The organism is Streptomyces sp. NPDC059003, from assembly GCF_042740445.1.
In the GTDB taxonomy this organism is placed as follows: Bacteria; Actinomycetota; Actinomycetes; order Streptomycetales; family Streptomycetaceae; genus Streptomyces.
Map to the genome: position 1 here is coordinate 35174 of NZ_JBHYJH010000041.1, position 18357 is coordinate 53530.

Below are 18357 nucleotides of genomic sequence, written 5' to 3' on the forward strand. Positions count from 1 at the left end.
AACGGGATGACTCGCCCGTAAGCGCAAGGAATCACCAAAAATCAAGGAAAGCACGGTGAAAATCCAATGAACAGGGTGTCCCGCTGACGGGACACACCACATCGCCGCGCACCGCAAGGGGTGGGCCGGGAAATCGAAGCCCCGGCAGGAACCCGACAGGAATAAATAAGAAGGCAAGAAGGCGAGAAGGCGCCGATTATGGCCGGGCATTACAGTCCTGACTGTCCTGTCGGCGGGACATGCGCCGCCCGGCAGGATGTCCGCCCTGTCCTCTCTTGCTCTGGGTTTCCCCGGCCACTTACGTTGGCGTCGCGGCACGGATGTCGGCCGCGTTCTCAACCTCGCCCGGCCGGCGGGCACCGGACACCACCAGCACGGTGTGAGCCGATGGGAATCACGAGACACTCGTCCGGCCATTCAGGGATCGTCCCGCCGGCGGGACAGCGCAAACGGGCCCGTGCAAACAGGCCCGTGTAAATGAGACCGTGAAAAAGGGTCCCTGCGGGCGGGAATTCCCATTCAGCGGAGAAAGGAAAGGCTGGCAATGGCGTCTGAATCACAAGCCGCGCCCACGGGTGCCCCGGAGGCGCTCGTGAAGGAGATCTCCGCGCTGTGGGGGGAACACCTCAACGGCCGCGCGGTCGGGGCGGACGACGACTTCTTCGAGCTCGGCGGCAATTCGCTGATCGGCATCAAGATCATCGACAGGGTGACCGAGGAGTACGGCGTCGAGCTGTCCGTACGCGACTTCTACCTGGCGCAGACCCCGGCCCGCGTCGCCGAGCTGATCGAGCAGGGGAGGGCGAAGGCGTGAGGCTGACGCCGGGTCCCGCGCGTGACATCGACCTCGACCGCGTCGACCTGTTCGACCTGGACCTCTACTCCTACGGCGATCCGCACCCGATCTGGGACGTGATGCGGGAGCAGGCTCCCGTGCACCACCAAGTGCTCCCGGACGGCCGGGAGTTCTGGTCGGTGACCCGGTACGAGGACGTGTGCCGGGTGCTCGGCGATCACCGGGAGTTCACCTCGGAGCGCGGCACCACGCCCACCCACGTCGGCATCGACGACCCCGCGGCGGGCGTGCTGCTCACCTCCACCGACCCGCCCCGGCACACCGAGGTCCGCAGGCCGATCGGCACCAAGCTCACCGCGCGGGCCGTGAAGACCTGGGAGGACTCGATCCGCCGGACGATCGTGCGCTTCCTGGAGCCGGCGCTCGACGGCGAGACCTTCGACCTGGCCGAGAAGGCGCTGCTGCTCCCGGCGATGGTCACGGGCCCGCTCCTCGGCATCCCGGAGAAGGACTGGGCGGAACTCGTCCAGCTGACCGCGATGGTGACGGCGCCCTCGGACCGGCACTTCAAGACGGGCAGCGAGGCGGCGACGCTCGCCATCTCCCACCACGAGCTGCTCAGCTACGTCAAGGAGTGGGTCAGGACGCGGCGGGCCGACGGCCACGAGGACGGCAGCCTGCTCCACCACCTCATGAGCGTCCGTCCGGGCGGCGAGCCGCTGAGCGACGAGGAGATCGCGCTCGACGGCTACAGCATCCTCCTGGGCGCCAACGTGACGACGCCGCACACCGTTTCGGGCACGGTGCAGGCCCTCATCGAGCGGCCCGAGCAGTTCGAGAAGGCGCAGGCCGACCCGTCGCTGATCCCGAACCTGGTGGAGGAGGGGCTGCGGTGGACCTCCGCCGCCTGTAACTTCATGCGGTACGCGGTGGACGACGTCGAGATCGGCGGGGGCACGATCCCGGCCCGCGCGGCGGTCGTCGCGTGGATCGGCTCGGCCAACCGGGACGCGTCCCAGTTCCCCGACCCGCACCAGTTCGACATCAGGCGGGACGGCGCGAAGCGCCACGTCGCGTTCGGGTTCGGACCGCACTTCTGCATCGGCGGACCGCTGGCCCGGATGACCCTGCGCGTCTTCTTCGAAGAGCTGCTCCAGCGCTTCGGCTCGATCGAGCTCGACGGCGAACCGGAGCACCTGCGCTCGTACTTCATCTCCGGGATGACCCACCTCCCCATCGTCGCCAAGAAACGAATGACGCCATGACTTCCGGCTCCACCACCGCCACGTCGCCGTGGTTCGTCCGGCCGCCGTCCACCGACCAGGCCGCCCGGATGTTCTGCTTCCCCTTCTCCGGATCCGGTGCCTCGGCGTTCAGCGCCTGGCCGGCCGCGATCGACGGTGCCGAGGTCAGCCCGGTGCAGTTCCCCGGCCGCGAGAACCGCCTCGCCCACCCCCACTACGGCACGTACGAGGACCTCGCCACCGCCCTGGTCGAGCCGCTGACGCCGCTCCTGGACCGGCCGTACGCGTTCTTCGGGCACTGCGCGGGCGTGCTGCCCGCGTACGAGACCGTGGTGCGGCTCGCCGAGCGCGGCCTGCGCCAGCCGGACGTGTTCTTCGTGTCCGGCCAGCCGGCGCCGCACGACGCCGCGCGCGACCGGATGCTCACCATGACCGAGGCCGAGATGCGCGCCGAGCTGGAGTCGTTCATCCGCGGCCGGGGCATCGAGCCGCGCCCGGACATGATCGACATGGGCATGGCCGTACTCCTGCGCGACCTCGCCGCGGCGCGGGCCTACGAGCGCGTCGAGCCGACCGTCCTGTCCTGCCCCATCGTCGTCCTGCACTGGCGGGACGACCCCGAGGTGAGCCTCGACCAGCTCGAAGGCTGGCGTCGTTACGCGGACAACGTCGACATCCGGGTCGTCGACGGCGGCCACTACGACTTCATGAACGCGCCGGACGACCTGCTGAAGCTCTTGACCTCCTGGCGATGAGCGCCGCGCGGCCCGAAAGAAGCCCGGCCCGCACCCGCCGTACGCCGAGGGAACCGGAAGGAATTCGAATGAGTGGCGCAGCCACCGATATTGCCGTCATCGGGATGTCGTGCCGCTTCCCCGGCGTGCGCGACCTGGGGGAGTTCTGGCGCCTGCTGCTCGACGGGAAGTCGACCGTCGGGACGTTTCCCGAGCGGCGGGCGGTCGGTGCGAAGTACCCGTCGCACCCGGACGCCGCCACCGTGAACGCGGGCTCGTTCTTCGACTCCGTCGACGGGTTCGACGCGGAGTTCTTCGGTACGGGTCCGGCGGAGGCCGCCGCCATGGACCCCGTGCAGCGGCTCGGCCTCGAACTCGCCTGGGAGGCCGTCGAGGACGCCCGCGTCCCGGCGGCCGCGCTCGCGGGCCGTGCCGTCGACGTCGTGGTCGGCGCCGCGCCCTCCGGGTACGACCAACTGCGCAAGCAGGCAGGCAGCGACGAGGACGACCACTACGCCGCGCTCGGTTCGAGCGGCGCACTGATCGCCAACCGGATCTCGACCCTGTTCGACGTCCGCGGCATGAGCTTCTGCGCGGACTCGGGCCAGTCCTCCTCCCTCGTGTCGCTGGCGCTCGCCTGCGACCGGATCCGCGCCGGCGCCGTCGACCTGGCGCTCGCGGGCGGCGTCCAGCTGATCGTCGACCCGGAAGCGGGCCTCGGCCTCGCCAACCTGGGCGCCCTGTCGCCCGACGGCCACTGCTTCCCCTTCGACGAACGCGCCAACGGCTTCGTCCGCGGAGAGGGCGGCGCGTTCGTCGTCCTGAAGCGGCTCGACCTCGCGGTCGCCGACGGCGATCACGTCTACGCGGTCGTACGCGGCTGGGGCGTCGGCAGCGGCGGCGCGTCCTCCCGGATGCCGGACCCGAGCCCCGCCGCGCAGGCGGCGACGGTGCTCACCGCCCTGGAGCGCTCGGGCGTCCCGTTCGACGGCGTCGACTACGTCGAGGCCCACGGCACCGGCACCCGCGTCGGCGATCCGGCGGAGGCGTCCGGCCTGCGCGAGGTGTTCCGGGCCACCGGACGCAGCCGCCCCCTGGTGATCGGCTCCGCGAAGCAGAACGTCGGGCACCTGGAGGCGGGCGCGGGCATCGTCGGCTTCGTGAAGGCGGCGCTGTGCGTGGACCGCGCCCAGCTGGTGCCGAACGCGGACTTCCGGGCCCCGAACCCCGCCATCCCCGACTTCAAGGAGGACTTCGAGGTCCTTCAGTCCGCGCGGGCCTGGCCGGGCGGGCCCGACCGGCCGCGCCGGGCGGGCGTGTCGTCGTTCGGCCTGGGCGGCACCAACGCCCACGTGATCCTCGAACAGGCCCCCGCGGAGCCCGCCGCCACGACTGACGACGGGTCAGGCGCGGCCGTTTCCGGCGTGGTGCCGTGGGTCCTCTCGGCCCGCACGGAGCCGGCCCTGCGGGAGCAGGCGGCACGGCTGCGGGAGCTCGTGGCCGCGGACGCCTCGCTCTCGGCGGCCGACGTGGGCCATTCGCTGGCGTCGACGCGGACGGTGTTCGCGCACCGGGCGGTGGTCCTCAGCGGCGGCCGCGACGAGGCCCTCGCCGGGCTCGACCTGGTGGCCGCGGGCGAGAACGCGGCACGCGTGATCCGCGGGGCGGCCGCCGGCGCGGCGGGCCCGGTCGTCTTCGTGTTCCCCGGCCAGGGGTCGCAGTGGCTGGGCATGGGCAAGCAGCTGTACGCGCAGTCGGAGGTCTTCGCGCGCTCGATCGACGAGTGCGCCCGCGCTCTGGAGCCGTGGCAGGACTGGTCGCTCCTCGACCTGGTGACCGGCGCGGAGTCGGCGCCGTCGCTGGAGCGCGGGGACGCCGTGGTCCAGCCCGCGCTGTTCGCGATGATGGTGTCCCTGGCGCGGGTGTGGCAGTCCCTCGGCGTGGTCCCCGACGCGGTCGTGGGGCACTCGCAGGGCGAGCTCGCCGCGGCGTGCGCGTCGGGTGCGCTCTCGCTTGAGGACGCGGCGCGCGTGATCGCCCTGCGCAGCCAGGCCCTGACCGCGCTGGCCGGGCACGGCGGGCTCAACGCGGTGGCCGCGCCCCTGAAGTGGGTCGAGGACCGCCTCGCCCAGTGGCCCGGACGGCTGTCCGTGGCCGCGGTCAACGGCCCCGCCTCCGTGGTGATCGCCGGAGACCTCGAAGCCCTGGCGGAGTTCGCCGCGCAGGCGGCCGCCGACGAGGTCCGGGTGCGCCGCGTCAGGATCGAGTACGCGTCCCACTCCCACCACGTCGAACGCATCCGCGACCAGGTCCTCGAAGCCGCCGCGGGCGTCGAGCCGCGGGAGACGGCGGTGGAGTTCCACTCCACGGTCACCGGCGGACCGCTCGACACCCGCGCGCTCGACACCTCGTACTGGTACGACAACCTGCGCTCGACGGTCCGCTTCGGCGAGGTCGTCGAGAACCTGATGCGGGACCGCGGCGGCGTGTACGTCGAGGTCAGCCCGCACCCGGTGCTCGCCGTCGCGATGGAGGAGACCGCCGACGCGCTGCCGAACCCGCCGGTGGTCGTCGGCACCCTGCACAAGGACGACGGCAGCGCGGGCAAGGTCCTGGCGTCCCTGGCCGAACTGCACGTACGCGGTGTGCCGGTGGACTGGGACGCGGTGTTCACCGCGGACCGGCCGCGCCGGATCGCCCTGCCGACCTACGCGTTCCAGCGGCAGCCGTACTGGCTGACGGCGCCCGACGAGACCGCCGCCACGGCGACGGTCCTCGCGGGCGGAGTGGACGCGAACTCCCGGGCGGCGGGCCTGGATTCGGAGTCGGCGGTCCTCGACCTCGTGTGCGCCGAAGCGGCCGTGGTGCTGAACGCGAAGGAGCCGGGCCTGACGGGCGCCGACCTCGCGGCGAGGCCGACCGACACCTTCAAGGACCTCGGGTTCGACTCCTCGCTGGCCGTGCTGCTCCGCAACCGGCTCACCTCGGCGGCCGGAGTGCGGCTCTCGGCCACCGTCGCGTTCACCTACCCCACGCCGGAGAAGCTCGGCCGCCACATCTTCTCCCGCCTTGAACCGGAGGCACCCGCTCCGGCCCCCGCGCCGAGGGCGCCCGAGGCCCCGGCGAAGACGGCGGAAACGGCAGCGGAAACGGCAGCGGAAACGGCGGCGGACGCGCCCGCGGAGAGCGGCAGCGACGACGACCTCTACGCATTGATCGACCGCGGCTACGTGTAGCCGCACCCGCACGGATCCGCGTGCACCACCCGCACGGATCCGCGTGCACCACCGGCGCGGACCCGTGTGCACCACCTGTACGTCAAGCACCACCTGTTCGTCTAAGTGAGTAACCGTTGGGGGAGGCCCTGGTGGAGGATGTCGACAAGCTCCGTTCCTACTTGCGACGCGCCGTCGGCGACGCGCAGTCGCTGCGCGAGCGGGTGCGTGAGCTGGAGGAGTCCGCTCACGAACCCATCGCGGTCGTGGGTGCGGGGTGCCGCTTCCCGGGAGGGGTGACGTCCCCCGAAGCGCTGTGGGACGTGGTGTCCGGCGGTGTGGACGCGATGGGCGACTTCCCCCAGGACCGCGGATGGGACGTGGAGTCGCTCTACGACCCCGACCCCGAGGCGCGCGGGAAGACCTACACGCGCTCCGGCGGATTCCTGCCGGACCTCGCGGAGTTCGACGCGCCGTTCTTCGGCATCAGCCCGCGCGAGGCCCTGTCGATGGACCCGCAGCAGCGGCTGATGCTGGAGACGACCTGGGAGGCGCTGGAGCGCGCGGGCATCGACCCGGCCGCGCTGCGGGGCTCGCAGACCGGCGTGTTCACCGGCATCTACGCGATGGACTACGGCCCCCGGATGGGCCTCGGCGCGGCCGGACCCGTGGAGGGCTTCGGGATCACGGGGACGTACACCAGCGTGGCCTCGGGCCGCGTCGCGTACGTCCTGGGTCTCGAGGGCCCCGCGGTGTCGGTGGACACCGCCTGTTCGGCGTCCCTCGTCGCCGTCCACCAGGCCGCGCGGTCCCTGCGTGCCGGGGAGTGCACCCTGGCGCTGGCCGGCGGGGTGTCGGCGATGCCGTCCCCCGGGATGTTCGTCGAGGTCGCACGGCAGCGGGGTCTCGCGGCCGACGGGCGGTGCAAGTCGTTCTCCGAGGCGGCCGACGGCACCGGCTGGGGCGAGGGCGCGGGCGTCCTGGTCCTGGAGCGGCTCTCGGACGCGCGGCGCAACGGACGCCGCATCCTCGCGGTCATCCGCGGCTCCGCCATCAACCAGGACGGGGCCTCCAACGGCCTGACCGCGCCGAGCGAACTGGCGCAGCAGCGGGTCATCCGGGCCGCCGTCGCCGACGCCGGGCTCCAGCTCGACGAGGTGGACGCCGTGGAGGCGCACGGCACCGGCACCAAGCTGGGCGACCCCATCGAGGCGGAGGCGCTCCTCGCCACGTACGGGCAGGAGCGGGCCCCCGAGAACCCGCTGTGGCTGGGCTCGCTGAAGTCGAACATCGGCCACACGCAGGCGGCCGCGGGCGTCGGCGGCATGATCAAGATGATCATGGCCCTGCGCAACGAGGTGCTGCCCAAGACCCTGCACGTGGAGCGCCCGACCCCGCACGTCGACTGGTCGGCGGGAGCGGTGGAGCTCCTCACCGAGGCCCGGGACTGGATACGGACGCCGGGGCGCCCCCGGCGCGCGGGCATCTCGTCCTTCGGCGTCAGCGGCACGAACGCGCACCTCATCCTCGAAGAGGCACCCGAGCCGGCGGAGGCCACGCAGGACGCCGAGGCGCGTCCGGCCGCGGACGCCACCACCGGTCACCTGACCACCGGCGTCCCCGGCACGGTCCCGTGGGTCCTTTCGGCGCGGTCCGCGGAGGCGCTGCGGGAGCAGGTCCTGCGGCTGCGGGACAGCGTGGCCGCGGACGCGCAGGCGTCGGCCGCCGGGGTGGGCCACTCGCTGGTGACGACGCGCTCGCTGTTCGAGCACCGCCAGGTGGTGATCGGCGCGGACCGCGACGAGCTGCTCGCGGGCCTCACCGCCATCGCCGACGGCGAGCGGCACCCCGTCGGCGTGGTCTCCGGCGTCGCGAAGCCCCTGGGCAAGACGGTGTTCGTGTTCCCGGGCCAGGGCTGCCAGTGGGTCGGCATGGGCCGGGAGCTGATGGAGTCGTCCCCGGTCTTCGCCGAGCGGATGCGCGCGTGCGCCGAGGCCCTGGAACCGCACGTGGACTGGTCGTTGATCGACACCGTCTGCGGCGGCCCCGAAGCGGCCGACCTGGACCGGATCGACGTCGTCCAGCCCGTCCTGTTCGCGGTGATGGTCTCCCTCGCGCAGGTGTGGCGCGCGCTCGGCGTGACGCCCGACGCCGTGATCGGCCACTCCCAGGGCGAGATCGCCGCGGCCTGCGCCGCCGGTGCCCTGACGCTCCAGGACGCCGCCAAGATCGTGGCCCTGCGGTCCCGCCTCCTCGCCACGGCCACCCAGGACGGCGGCATGGCCGGGATCGTCGCGCCCGCGGACCGCGTGCGCGAACTCCTCGGCCCGTGGGCGGCCAAGGTCGCGGTCGCCGCGGTCAACGGCCCGTACTCGACGACCGTCTCGGGCGAGGCCGTGGCCGTCAAGGAACTGGTCGCGCACTGCGAGGACCAGGGCGTCCGCGCGCGCTGGATCCCGGCGAGCGTCCCCGGACACTCGCCGCTGATGGACCAGTTCAAGGACCAGCTCCTGGCCGGCCTCGGCCGGATCACGCCCACGCCCTCGTCGGTGGCGTTCTACTCGACGGTGACCGGCGGCCGGCTCGACACCGCGGAGCTCGACGAGGCCTACTGGTTCCGCAACATGCGGGAGCCGGTCCAGTTCGAGGCCACCATGAAGAGCCTCCTGGAGCACCGGCACGGCGCGTTCATCGAGGCGAGCCCGCACCCGCTGCTCACGGTCAACATCCAGGAGATGCTCGACAGCACCCCCGGCGCCGCAAGCGTCGTCGTGGGCTCGCTGCGCCGCGGCAACGGCGGGCTCGCGCGCCTCTACCGGTCGGCGGCCGAGGCCTTCACGGCGGGCGTCGCGGTCAAGTGGGACGCGGCGTTCCCGGGCGAGGAGGGCCGCTGGGTCGAGCTGCCCACGTACGCCTTCCAGCGGCAGCGCTACTGGCTGGACACCCCCAACGAGACCACCACCGTCAGCACGTCCGACCACCCGCTGCTCGACGCCGTGATCGACCTGCCCGACGACGGGGAGCGCGGCGGCGTCGTGGGCAGCGGACGCCTGTCGCCGCGGCGCCACCCGTGGCTCGCCGACCACGTGGTCCACGGCGCCGCCGTGGTGCCCGGCACGGTCCTGATGGAGCTCGCGGTGTGGGCGGCGCGCAAGGCCGGGTGCGACGTCGTCGACGAACTCACCCTGGAGACGCCGCTGGTGCTCTCCCGCACGGCCGACCGCGAGGTCCGCGTCGTCGTCGACGGCAAGCGCGTGCTCAGCGTGCACTCGCGGGGCGAGGGCGACACCGAGTGGACGCGCAACGCCGTCGGCGTCGTCGGGTCCGGCACCGGCGCCGTCCAGGCCGAGGACGACCTCGCCGCCTGGCCCCCCGCGGGCGCGGTCGAGGTGCCCTTCGCGGACGAGTACGCCCGCCTCTCCGCCCTCGGCATCAGCCACGGCCCGCTGTTCCGCGGCCTGAAGAACGTGTGGCGCCGCGACGACACCCTGTTCGCGGAGGTGGAGCTGCCCGCGCCCGACGGCACGGACCAGGGCCGCTTCCGCGTCCACCCGGCGCTGCTCCACACCGCGCTGCTCCCGGTGGGCCTCGGCGCGATCGTCGACAACTCCCGGCCCGAGGGCTGGCTGCCGTACCGCTTCACCGGCATCCGGGTGCACTCCGCCGAGCCGACCGCGCTGCGCGTCCGGCTCACGCCCGCGGGCGAGAACACGCTGTCCGTGGCCCTCGCGGACCACAGCGGCGCACCCGTCGGCGGCGTCGCGTCGCTGAGCCTGCGCCCCGCGGACATCGAGAAGCTGACCGACCTGAGCTTCGACCACCAGGACTCGCTGTTCCAGGTGGACTGGGTGCCCCTCGCGGTGTCGCCCGGTGACGTCACCGGGCAGCACGCGGTCCTCGGGGCGCCCGACGCGGTCACCGCGTCCCTGGGACAGGGCGAGGCGGTCTTCTTCGGACTTGAGGAACTCGCCGCCGCCGGTGGGGTGATACCCCCCGTCGTCATCGCCGGCATCGACCGCGCGGGCGCGGACGGCGACGACACGCCCACCGCCGTCGAGCGCAACCTCCACCGCGTGCTGCGGTGGACGCAGGACTGGCTCTCCAACGACCGGTTCGCCGACTCCCGCCTGGTCATCGTGACCCGCGAGGCGATCCAGGACGACCAGGTGACCCACACCGACCCGGCGGCGGCCGCGATCTGGGGCTTCATCCGCACCGCGCAGACCGAGAACCCGGGCCGGTTCACGCTCGTCGACACGGACGACCACCCCGACTCGTGGGCGTGCGTCCCGGCGGTCGCCGAGACCGGAGAGGCCCAGCTCAAGATCCGCGCGGGCGCCGTGACCACCCCCCAGCTCGCCCGCGCGCACGGCACGTCCGCCGCGCGGGACGACTCCGCCCTGGGGTCCGGCACCGTGCTGATCACGGGCGGCACCAGCGGTCTGGGCGCGATGCTCGCCCGGCACCTCGTGGAGCGGCACGGCGTCCGCCACCTGCTCCTGACCAGCAGGCGCGGCCCCGCGGCACCGGCCGCGGCCGGACTGCGCGAGGAGCTGGCCGCGGCCGGGGCGCGGGTCGAGGTCGTGGCGAGCGACGTCACGGACCGCGAGTCCGTCGCCGCACTGATCGCCGCGGTCCCGGCCGAGCACCCGCTGACCGCGGTGATCCACTGCGCGGCCGCGCTGGACGACGGTGTCGTGGAGGCGCTGACCGAGGAGCGCGTGAACGCGGTGCTCGCGCCCAAGACGCACGGCGCCTGGCACCTGCACGAGCTCACCAAGCACCTGAACCTGTCCGCGTTCGTCCTGTACTCCTCGGTCACGAGCGTGCTCGGGACGCCGGGACAGGCCAACTACGCGGCGGCCAACGCGTTCCTCAACGGCCTCGCGGAGGCCCGCCACGCCGAGGGTCTCGCCGCCAGCGCGCTGGCCTGGGGCTACTGGGCCGAGCGCAGCGAACTGGGCGCCGACCTCGGTGAGATGGACATCGTGCGCCTGCAGCGGCAGGGCGTGCAGCCGATGGCGTCGCACGAGGGGCTGGCGCTCTTCGACGCGGCGATCGCGCGGGACGAGCCGGTCCTGGTGCCGGTGCGCCTGAACCTCGCGGCGCTCGCCGCGAAGGGCGCGGGCAGCCAGGCGGGCTCGCCGCTCCTGCGCGGCCTGGTCGCGGCGCCCGCCGGACCCGGCGGCCCGGAGAGCCCGGCGGCCGCCGAGGTCGGCCTCGCCCAGCGCGTCAGGTCGCTGCCGAAGGCCGACGCGGAGGCGGCGCTGCTCGACGCCGTGCGGGCGCAGACCGCGCTCGTCCTCGGCCACGCCGACGCCAGCCGCGTCGGCCCCGCCACGGCGTTCAAGGACCTGGGGATCGACTCGCTCACGGCACTGGAGCTGCGGAACAAGCTGGCGGAGGTGACGGGCCTGAAGCTGCCCGCCACGCTCGCGTTCGACTACCCGAACCCGGGCACCATCGCGCAGTTCCTGAACGAGAGCATCAACCCCGGCTCCGGCGCTGAACCGGAGTCCGCGGCCGACCTCCTGGCCAAGGAGATCGAAGGGCTCGGCGCCCGCCTCGAGGACGCGTTCCTCGAACTCGCCGACCAGGAGAAGGCCACCATCTCCACGCTGCTCGGCGAGTTGCAGGGCCGCGTCCGTTCGATGGTGGGCGATGGATCACCGGCCGGCATCGCCGACCGGATCAGTTCGGCATCAGCTGGAGAGCTTCTCTCGCTGCTGGACAAAGAGCTCGGCTAGGGGAGAGCGATGACAAACGACAACAACGCCGAGGTTCTCGACTACCTCAAGCGGACGTCGATCGAGCTGATCGAGACACGCAAGCGCCTGAACGAAGTGACCGAGGCCGCCGCCGAACCCATCGCGATCGTGGGTGTCGCCTGCCGCTACCCGGGTGGCGTGGCCACCCCGGAGGAGCTGTGGGACCTGGTGCGGACGGGCGGGGACGCCGTGTCGGAGTTCCCGGACGACCGCCACTGGAACCTGGACACCCTCTTCGACCCGGACCCGGACCGGCCGAACAGCAGCTACTCGCGCTACGGCGGATTCCTGCACGACGCCGGTGACTTCGACGCCGAGTTCTTCGGCATCAACCCGCGCGAGGCGCTCGCCGCCGACCCGCAGCACCGGCTGCTCCTGGAGACCTCCTGGGAGTCCCTGGAGCGCGCCGGCATCGACCCGCACACCCTGCGCGGCAGCGACACCGGCGTCTTCGCGGGCCTCGCGTACTTCGGGTACGGCAACTTCCACTACACCCCCGAGGCCATCTCGGGCTACGGGCAGACCGGCGCCCTGCTGAGCATCGCGTCCGGCCGCGTCTCGTACGCCCTCGGCCTGGAGGGCCCGGCGCTGTCGACCGACACCGCGTGCTCCTCGTCGCTGGTGGCGATCCACCAGGCGGTGCAGTCGCTGCGTACGGGCGAGAGCTCCCTCGCCCTGGCAGGCGGCGTCACCGTCATGGGCACCACGCAGGTGATCCGCGAGATGTCGCGGAACCGGGGCCTGGCGGAGGACGGCCGGTGCAAGGCGTTCGCCGACGCGGCGGACGGCACCGGCTTCTCCGAGGGCGTCGGCGTCCTGGTCCTTGAGCGGCTCTCGGACGCGCGCCGCAACGGCCGCCGCATCTGGGGCGTGATCCGCGGCTCGGCGATCAACCAGGACGGTGCGTCCAACGGCCTGACCGCGCCCAACGGCCCCTCGCAGCAGCGGGTGATCCGGGCGGCGCTCGCGAACTCCCGCGTCCAGGCGAGCGACGTGGACGTGATGGAGGCCCACGGCACCGGCACGACCCTGGGCGACCCGATCGAGGCCCAGGCGGTGCTCGCCACGTACGGGCAGGACCGCGAGGCCGACAAGCCCCTGTGGCTCGGCTCGTTCAAGTCGAACGTCGGCCACGCGCAGGCCGCCGCGGGCGTCGGCGGCATCATCAAGATGCTCATGGCGATGCGGCACGGCACGATGCCCAAGACGCTGCACGTCGACCGCCCGTCGACGCACGTGGACTGGACGGCCGGGGCCGTGGAGCTGCTGACCGAGGCGCGGGACTGGCCGAGCACACCGGGCCGGCCCCGGCGTGCGGGCGTGTCCGCCTTCGGGGCCAGCGGCACCAACGCGCACGTGATCCTGGAGGAGGCGCCCGAGCCGGAGGCGGACGACACCGCCGAGCAGGCGCAGGGCGTCGTCGGCGGCCTCGTCCCGTGGGTCGTGTCGGCCCGGTCCGAGAGCGCGCTGCGGGCGCAGGCGGAGAAGCTCCGCCTCTTCGCCACCGCCGACGCGGACCTGGACATCGCCGACGTGGCCGGGTCGCTGGTGTCGGACCGGGCGCTCCTCGAACACCGCGCGGTGGTCCTCGGCCGCAGCCGCGACGAGCTCCTGAGCGGCCTCGCGACGCTGAGCGACGGCGCGGAGACCGCCCACGTGGTGCGCGGCGTCGCCGGGAACCTTGGCGGCACGGTCTTCATGTTCCCGGGGCAGGGCACGCAGTGGGCCGGTGCGGCACGGGAGTTGTACGACACCTTCCCCGTCTTCGCGCGGAGCCTGGACGAGATCTGTGAGCGCTTCGACGCGCACCTGCCCTTCTCGCTGAAGTCCCTGCTGCTCTCCGACGAGCCCGGGGACCCCGAGCGCACGGACATCGCCCAGCCGGCGCTGTTCACCCTCCAGGTCAGCCGCTACCGGCTCCTGGAGCAGTACTGCCCGCAGCCGAACCACCTGGTCGGCCACTCCGTCGGCGAGATCGCCGCCGCGCACGTGTCCGGCGTCCTCGACCTGGACGCCGCGACCCGGCTGGTGGCCGCCCGCGGCCGTCTCATGCAGACGGTCAAGGAGCAGGGCGCGATGCTGGCCGTCCGCGCGTCGGAAGCCGAGCTGAGCGATCTCCTCGCCGAGTACGACCGCGTCGGCGTCGCCGCCGTCAACGGCCCCGAGTCCGTGACGCTCTCGGGCCTGCGCGAGCAGGTCCACGCGCTCCGCGACCGGCTCGTCGATGCCGGCACGTCGGCGAAGCTGCTCGAGGTCGGCCACGCGTTCCACTCCCCGCTCATGGAGCCGATCCTGGCGGAGTTCGCGGCGGCGATCGGCGAGCTCCCCCAGGGCGAGCTCGCGATCCCGATCGTCTCGACCCGGCTCGGCCGCGAAGCAACCCTCGCCGAACTGACGTCCGTCGCGCACTGGGTGGACCACGTCCGCGAGCCCGTGCGCTTCTACGACGCGGTGGAGTCCGCCCGCGCGGCCGGCGCGCACGTCTTCCTCGAAGTGGGTCCCGGCGGGACGCTCACGAGCATCACCAAGGAGGCCTTCGCCGCCGTGGGCGTGGACGACGCGGTCGTCCTGTCGTCGTCGCGGCGCAACCGCGGTGCCGTGGACACGCTGCTCGGCGCGCTCGCCCAGCTCCACGTCCGGGGCGGGGCCGTGGACTTCGGCGCCCTGATCGGGGCGCGGCGGTCCGTGGACCTGCCGACGTACGCGTTCCAGCGGCAGCGGTACTGGCTGGACTTCCTGGCCGGGATGGGCACGGCGGACGTGGCGTCGGCCGGTCTCGCGGCCCCGGAGCACCCGCTCCTCGGCGCCGTCCTCGACCACCCCGGCACCGACGAGGTGGTCTTCACCGACCTGTGGTCCCTGCGGACCCACGACTGGCTGGCCGACCACGCCGTGTTCGGCGCGGTCGTCGTACCGGCGACCGCCTACATGGACCTGGCGCTCTCGGTGGGCGACCACGTCGGGTGCGCGGCGATCGAGGAACTCTCCCTGGAAGTCCCCCTGATCCTGCCCGAGTCGGGCGACGTGCAGGTGCGCGTCGTCGTCGGCGCGGCGGACGAGGCGGGGCGCCGCTCCCTGGACGTGTACTCGCGTCCCGGCGGCGGCGACGACGAGCGGGCGGTCGGCGGCTGGACGCGGCACGCGGCGGGCACCCTGACGCCCGGCACGGCGCCGACGGCCACCTGGGCCGATGACGCGCGCTCCCTCGCCGCCTGGCCGCCGGCCGGGGCGAGCAGGGTCGACATCGACGCCCTGTACGACACCTTCGCGGACGCGGGCTTCGACTACGGCCCGACGTTCCGCGGGCTGCGCGAGGTGTGGAAGCGCGGCGACGACCTCTTCGCCACGTCCACGCTGCCCGCGGAGGCCGACGGCCCGGCCGACGGCGCGTTCGCCCTGCACCCGGCGCTGATGGACTCCGTGCTGCACGCGATGGTGGCGGGCGGCGTCATCGAGGTCACCGGCGACCGGGGCTGGATGCCGTTCTCGTGGTCCGGCGTCGAGCGGACCGGCGCCTGCGGCCGGACCGTGAAGATCCGGATCATCCCGGCCGGTGAGGGCGTCGTGTCCGTGGTGGTCGCCGACGAGCACGGCCGGAAGATCGCTCACGTCGGCGCGCTGACGATGCGGCCCGCCACCGCCGAGCAGGTGCGCTCGGTGCGCGGCGGACAGGAGCGGTCGCTGTACGAGCTGGAGTGGAAGCCGCTCCAGGACGGCGAGCGGGAGAGCCACCGCGGGCCGTGGGGCGTGCTCGGCGCGAAGGACGGCCTGGCCGCCCGCCTCGCCGGGGCGGGCGCCGGGAGTGCCGTGCTCCACACGTCCCTCGACGACGTCCTCGCGGGTGACGTGCCCCAGCACGTCGTCCTCTGCCTGGACGATCTCGTCACCGGCGGCACCGACACCGGCCGCACGGACACCGGCGGCACCGACACCGATCTGCTTGCCGCTGTCCGCGGTACGGACACGCAGGTGCTCGGCCTGGTCCAGCGGTTCCTCGCCGAGGAGCGGCTCGCCGGGTCCACGCTGGTGGTGCTCACCCGCCTGGCCTTCGACACCGGTGGCGGGGAGCGGGTCGAGAGCCTCCCCGGCGCGTCCGTGTGGGGCCTGGTCCGGTCCGCCCAGACCGAGCACCCCGGCCGGTTCCGCCTGGTGGACATCGACGACGAGGACGAGTCCTGGGCCCGCGTCCCGGACGCCCTCGCCCTCGACGAGGACCAGCTGGCCCTGCGCGGCGGCGCGTACGTCGTACCGCGCATGACGGCGGCCTCGTCCGCGCACCAGCAGATCGAGCCGCCCGCGGCCGGCGCCCACCGGCTCGGCATCCCGAGCAAGGGCACGCTGGAGAACCTGACGTGGGTGCCCTGCCCCGAGGTGGAGGAGCCCCTCGCGAGCGGACAGGTGCGCATCGCCGTGCACGCCGCGGGACTCAACTTCCGTGACGTCACGATGGCCCTGGGCCTGGTGGACCGCACGGCCATCGACGACGGGATCGGCAGCGAGGGCGCGGGCACCGTCATCGAGGTGGCGGACGACGTCACAGGACTCGCCCCGGGCGACCGCGTGATGGGCATCTTCACCGGCGCCTTCGGCCGCGTGGCCGTGGCGGACCACCGCCTCCTCATGCCCGTCCCCGAGGGCTGGACCTACACCGAGGCGGCGTCCGTGCCGGGCGCCTTCCTCACCGCGTACTACGGCCTGTTCCGGGTGGCGAACCTGAAGAAGGGCCAGCGGGTCCTCATCCACGCCGCCGCGGGCGGCGTGGGCATGGCGGCTGTCCAGCTGGCCAAGCACGTCGGCGCCGAGATCTACGCGACCGCGAGCCCCGCCAAGTGGCCCACGCTGCGCGCCCTCGGCATCGACGACGCGCACCTCGCGTCGTCGCGCGACCTGGAGTTCGCGGACGCGTTCCTGGCCGCTACGGGCGGCCGCGGCGTGGACGTCGTACTGAACTCGCTCGCGCACAAGTTCGTCGACGCCTCACTGACGCTGCTCCCCGAGGGCGGCGACTTCGTCGAGATGGGCAAGACGGACATCCGCGACCCCCAGCAGGTGGCGGCCGACCACCCCGGAGTCGTGTACGAGGCCTTCGACCTCTACGAGGCGGGCCCGGACGCGTTCCGCGAGATGTTCCAGGCCGTCATGGAGCTGTTCGTCGACGGGCGGGTGCAGTTCAGCCCGATCGCCGTCTGGAACATCCGCGACGCGCGCAAGGCGTTCCGCGAGATGAGCCAGGGCCGCCACGTCGGAAAGATCATCTTCGACATGGGCAGCGGCTTCGGCGGCGGCACCGTGCTCGTCACCGGCGGCACCGGCGGCGTGGGCGCCCTGGTGGCGCGGCACCTCGTCGCCGAGCACGGAGTGCGGAGCCTGGTCCTCGCCAGCCGCCGGGGCCTCGCGGCCGACGGGGCCGGCGAGCTGGTCGCCGACCTGGAGGAGGCGGGCGCGCTCGTCAGCGTCGCCGAGTGCGATGTCGCCGACCGCGACGCCGTGGCGAAGCTGCTCGCCGGCATGCCGCCCGCGTACCCGCTGACGGCGGTCGTGCACGCGGCGGGCGTCCTCGCGGACGGCACCGTCGAGGCGCTGACCGCGGACAGCTTCGACCGCGTCCTCGGCGCCAAGGCCGGCGGCGCGCTCAACCTGCACGAGCTGACCCGGGACCACAACCTGTCGGCGTTCGTCCTGTTCTCCGCCTTCGCGGGCACGCTGGGCACCGGAGGCCAGGCCAACTACGCCGCGGCGAACACGTTCCTCGACGGGCTCGCGGCGCAGCGCCGGGCGTCCGGCCTGGTCGGCACCTCGCTGTGCTGGGGCTGGTGGGGCGAGAGCAGCGGCATGACCGGTGACCTGGACGAGGCCGACCTCGCCCGGGTCCGGCGCCAGGGCATCGCCCCGATGGCGACGCCCGAGGCCCTCGCCCTGTTCGACGCGGCGCAGGCGATGGACAAGCCGGTCCTGATCCCGGCCCGGCTCGACGTCCCGGCGCTGCGGAAGAAGAGCGCCGACGAACTGCCGCTGCTCCTGCGCGGCCTCGTCGACAGCGGCCGTGCGCGCCAGAACCGGCCGAGCGCGGCCAAGGACAGCGGCTCCCTCGGCCTGACCGCGCGCCTCGCCACCCTCTCGCAGGGCGAGGGCGAGACGGCCGTCGTCGACTGGGTCCGCGAACAGGCCGCCGTCGTCCTCGGACACGCGTCCAGCGCGGCCGTCGAAGGGGACCAGGCGTTCACGCACCTCGGGTTCGACTCGCTGACGTCGGTCGAACTCTGCAACCGCCTGGCGTCCGGCACCGGCCTGCGCCTGCCGTCCACGCTCGTCTTCAGCTACCCGACACCGCGGGAGCTCGGCGCCCACATCTACGGCCAGCTCCGCCCGGAACCGCGGACGAGCCCGGACGAGGACGCGCGGATCCGCGAGGCGCTGGCGACCGTATCGATCGAGAAGCTGCGCAGCGCGGGCGTCCTCGACCTGGTCCTGGAGTGCGCCGAACCGGCCGCGGCGAACGCCGACGGGCAGGCGGCGGACGCGGACACCGGCGCGGACGAACTGGCGGACCTGGACCTGGACGCACTGGTCGACCTGGTTCTTGATGAGAAGGGTAAGTGA

Annotated in this window: 5 protein-coding genes and 1 pseudogene; all 6 read left to right on the forward strand. The window is 73.3% G+C overall.

Features of this window, described 5'->3' with window-relative positions; translation table 11 throughout:
• Positions 1–544 precede the first annotated feature (544 nt).
• The 6 genes and pseudogenes from ACFWZ5_RS17235 (at position 545) to ACFWZ5_RS17260 (ending at position 18357) form a co-directional block, all read left to right on the forward strand.
• Entirely contained in the window at positions 545–814 is a 270-nt protein-coding gene (locus tag ACFWZ5_RS17235) for a phosphopantetheine-binding protein (protein WP_384789505.1), read from the forward strand.
• Positions 811–2061 carry a cytochrome P450 gene (locus ACFWZ5_RS17240; protein ID WP_384789502.1) on the forward strand — a complete coding sequence of 417 codons (1251 nt, stop codon included), beginning with the start codon at positions 811–813 and terminating at the stop codon, positions 2059–2061. The genes ACFWZ5_RS17235 and ACFWZ5_RS17240 overlap by 4 nt, the downstream gene beginning before the upstream one ends.
• Positions 2058–2795 (forward strand): thioesterase II family protein, encoded by a 738-nt coding sequence (locus ACFWZ5_RS17245; protein WP_384789499.1) that lies wholly within the window; start codon positions 2058–2060, stop codon positions 2793–2795. Before ACFWZ5_RS17240 ends, ACFWZ5_RS17245 begins: the two co-directional genes overlap by 4 nt.
• A gap of 68 nt (positions 2796–2863) precedes the next feature.
• Positions 2864–6010, forward strand: a complete 3147-nt coding sequence (locus ACFWZ5_RS17250; RefSeq protein ID WP_384789496.1) for a type I polyketide synthase — start codon at positions 2864–2866, stop codon at positions 6008–6010.
• Positions 6011–6183: 173 nt separating this feature from the next.
• A pseudogene (locus ACFWZ5_RS17255) lies at positions 6184–11736 on the forward strand (SDR family NAD(P)-dependent oxidoreductase); the annotation flags it as partial.
• Positions 11737–11745: 9 nt separating this feature from the next.
• Positions 11746–18357, forward strand: a complete 6612-nt coding sequence (locus ACFWZ5_RS17260; RefSeq protein ID WP_384890815.1) for a type I polyketide synthase — start codon at positions 11746–11748, stop codon at positions 18355–18357.

Bases quoted from the DNA above. Each gene is read 5' to 3' on its own strand.
- ACFWZ5_RS17250 (WP_384789496.1), top strand. From the start codon at position 2,864: ATGAGTGGCGCAGCCACCGATATTGCCGTCATCGGGATGTCGTGCCGC.
- ACFWZ5_RS17260 (WP_384890815.1), top strand. From the start codon at position 11,746: ATGACAAACGACAACAACGCCGAGGTTCTCGACTACCTCAAGCGGACG.
- ACFWZ5_RS17235 (WP_384789505.1), top strand. From the start codon at position 545: ATGGCGTCTGAATCACAAGCCGCGCCCACGGGTGCCCCGGAGGCGCTC.
- ACFWZ5_RS17245 (WP_384789499.1), top strand. From the start codon at position 2,058: ATGACTTCCGGCTCCACCACCGCCACGTCGCCGTGGTTCGTCCGGCCG.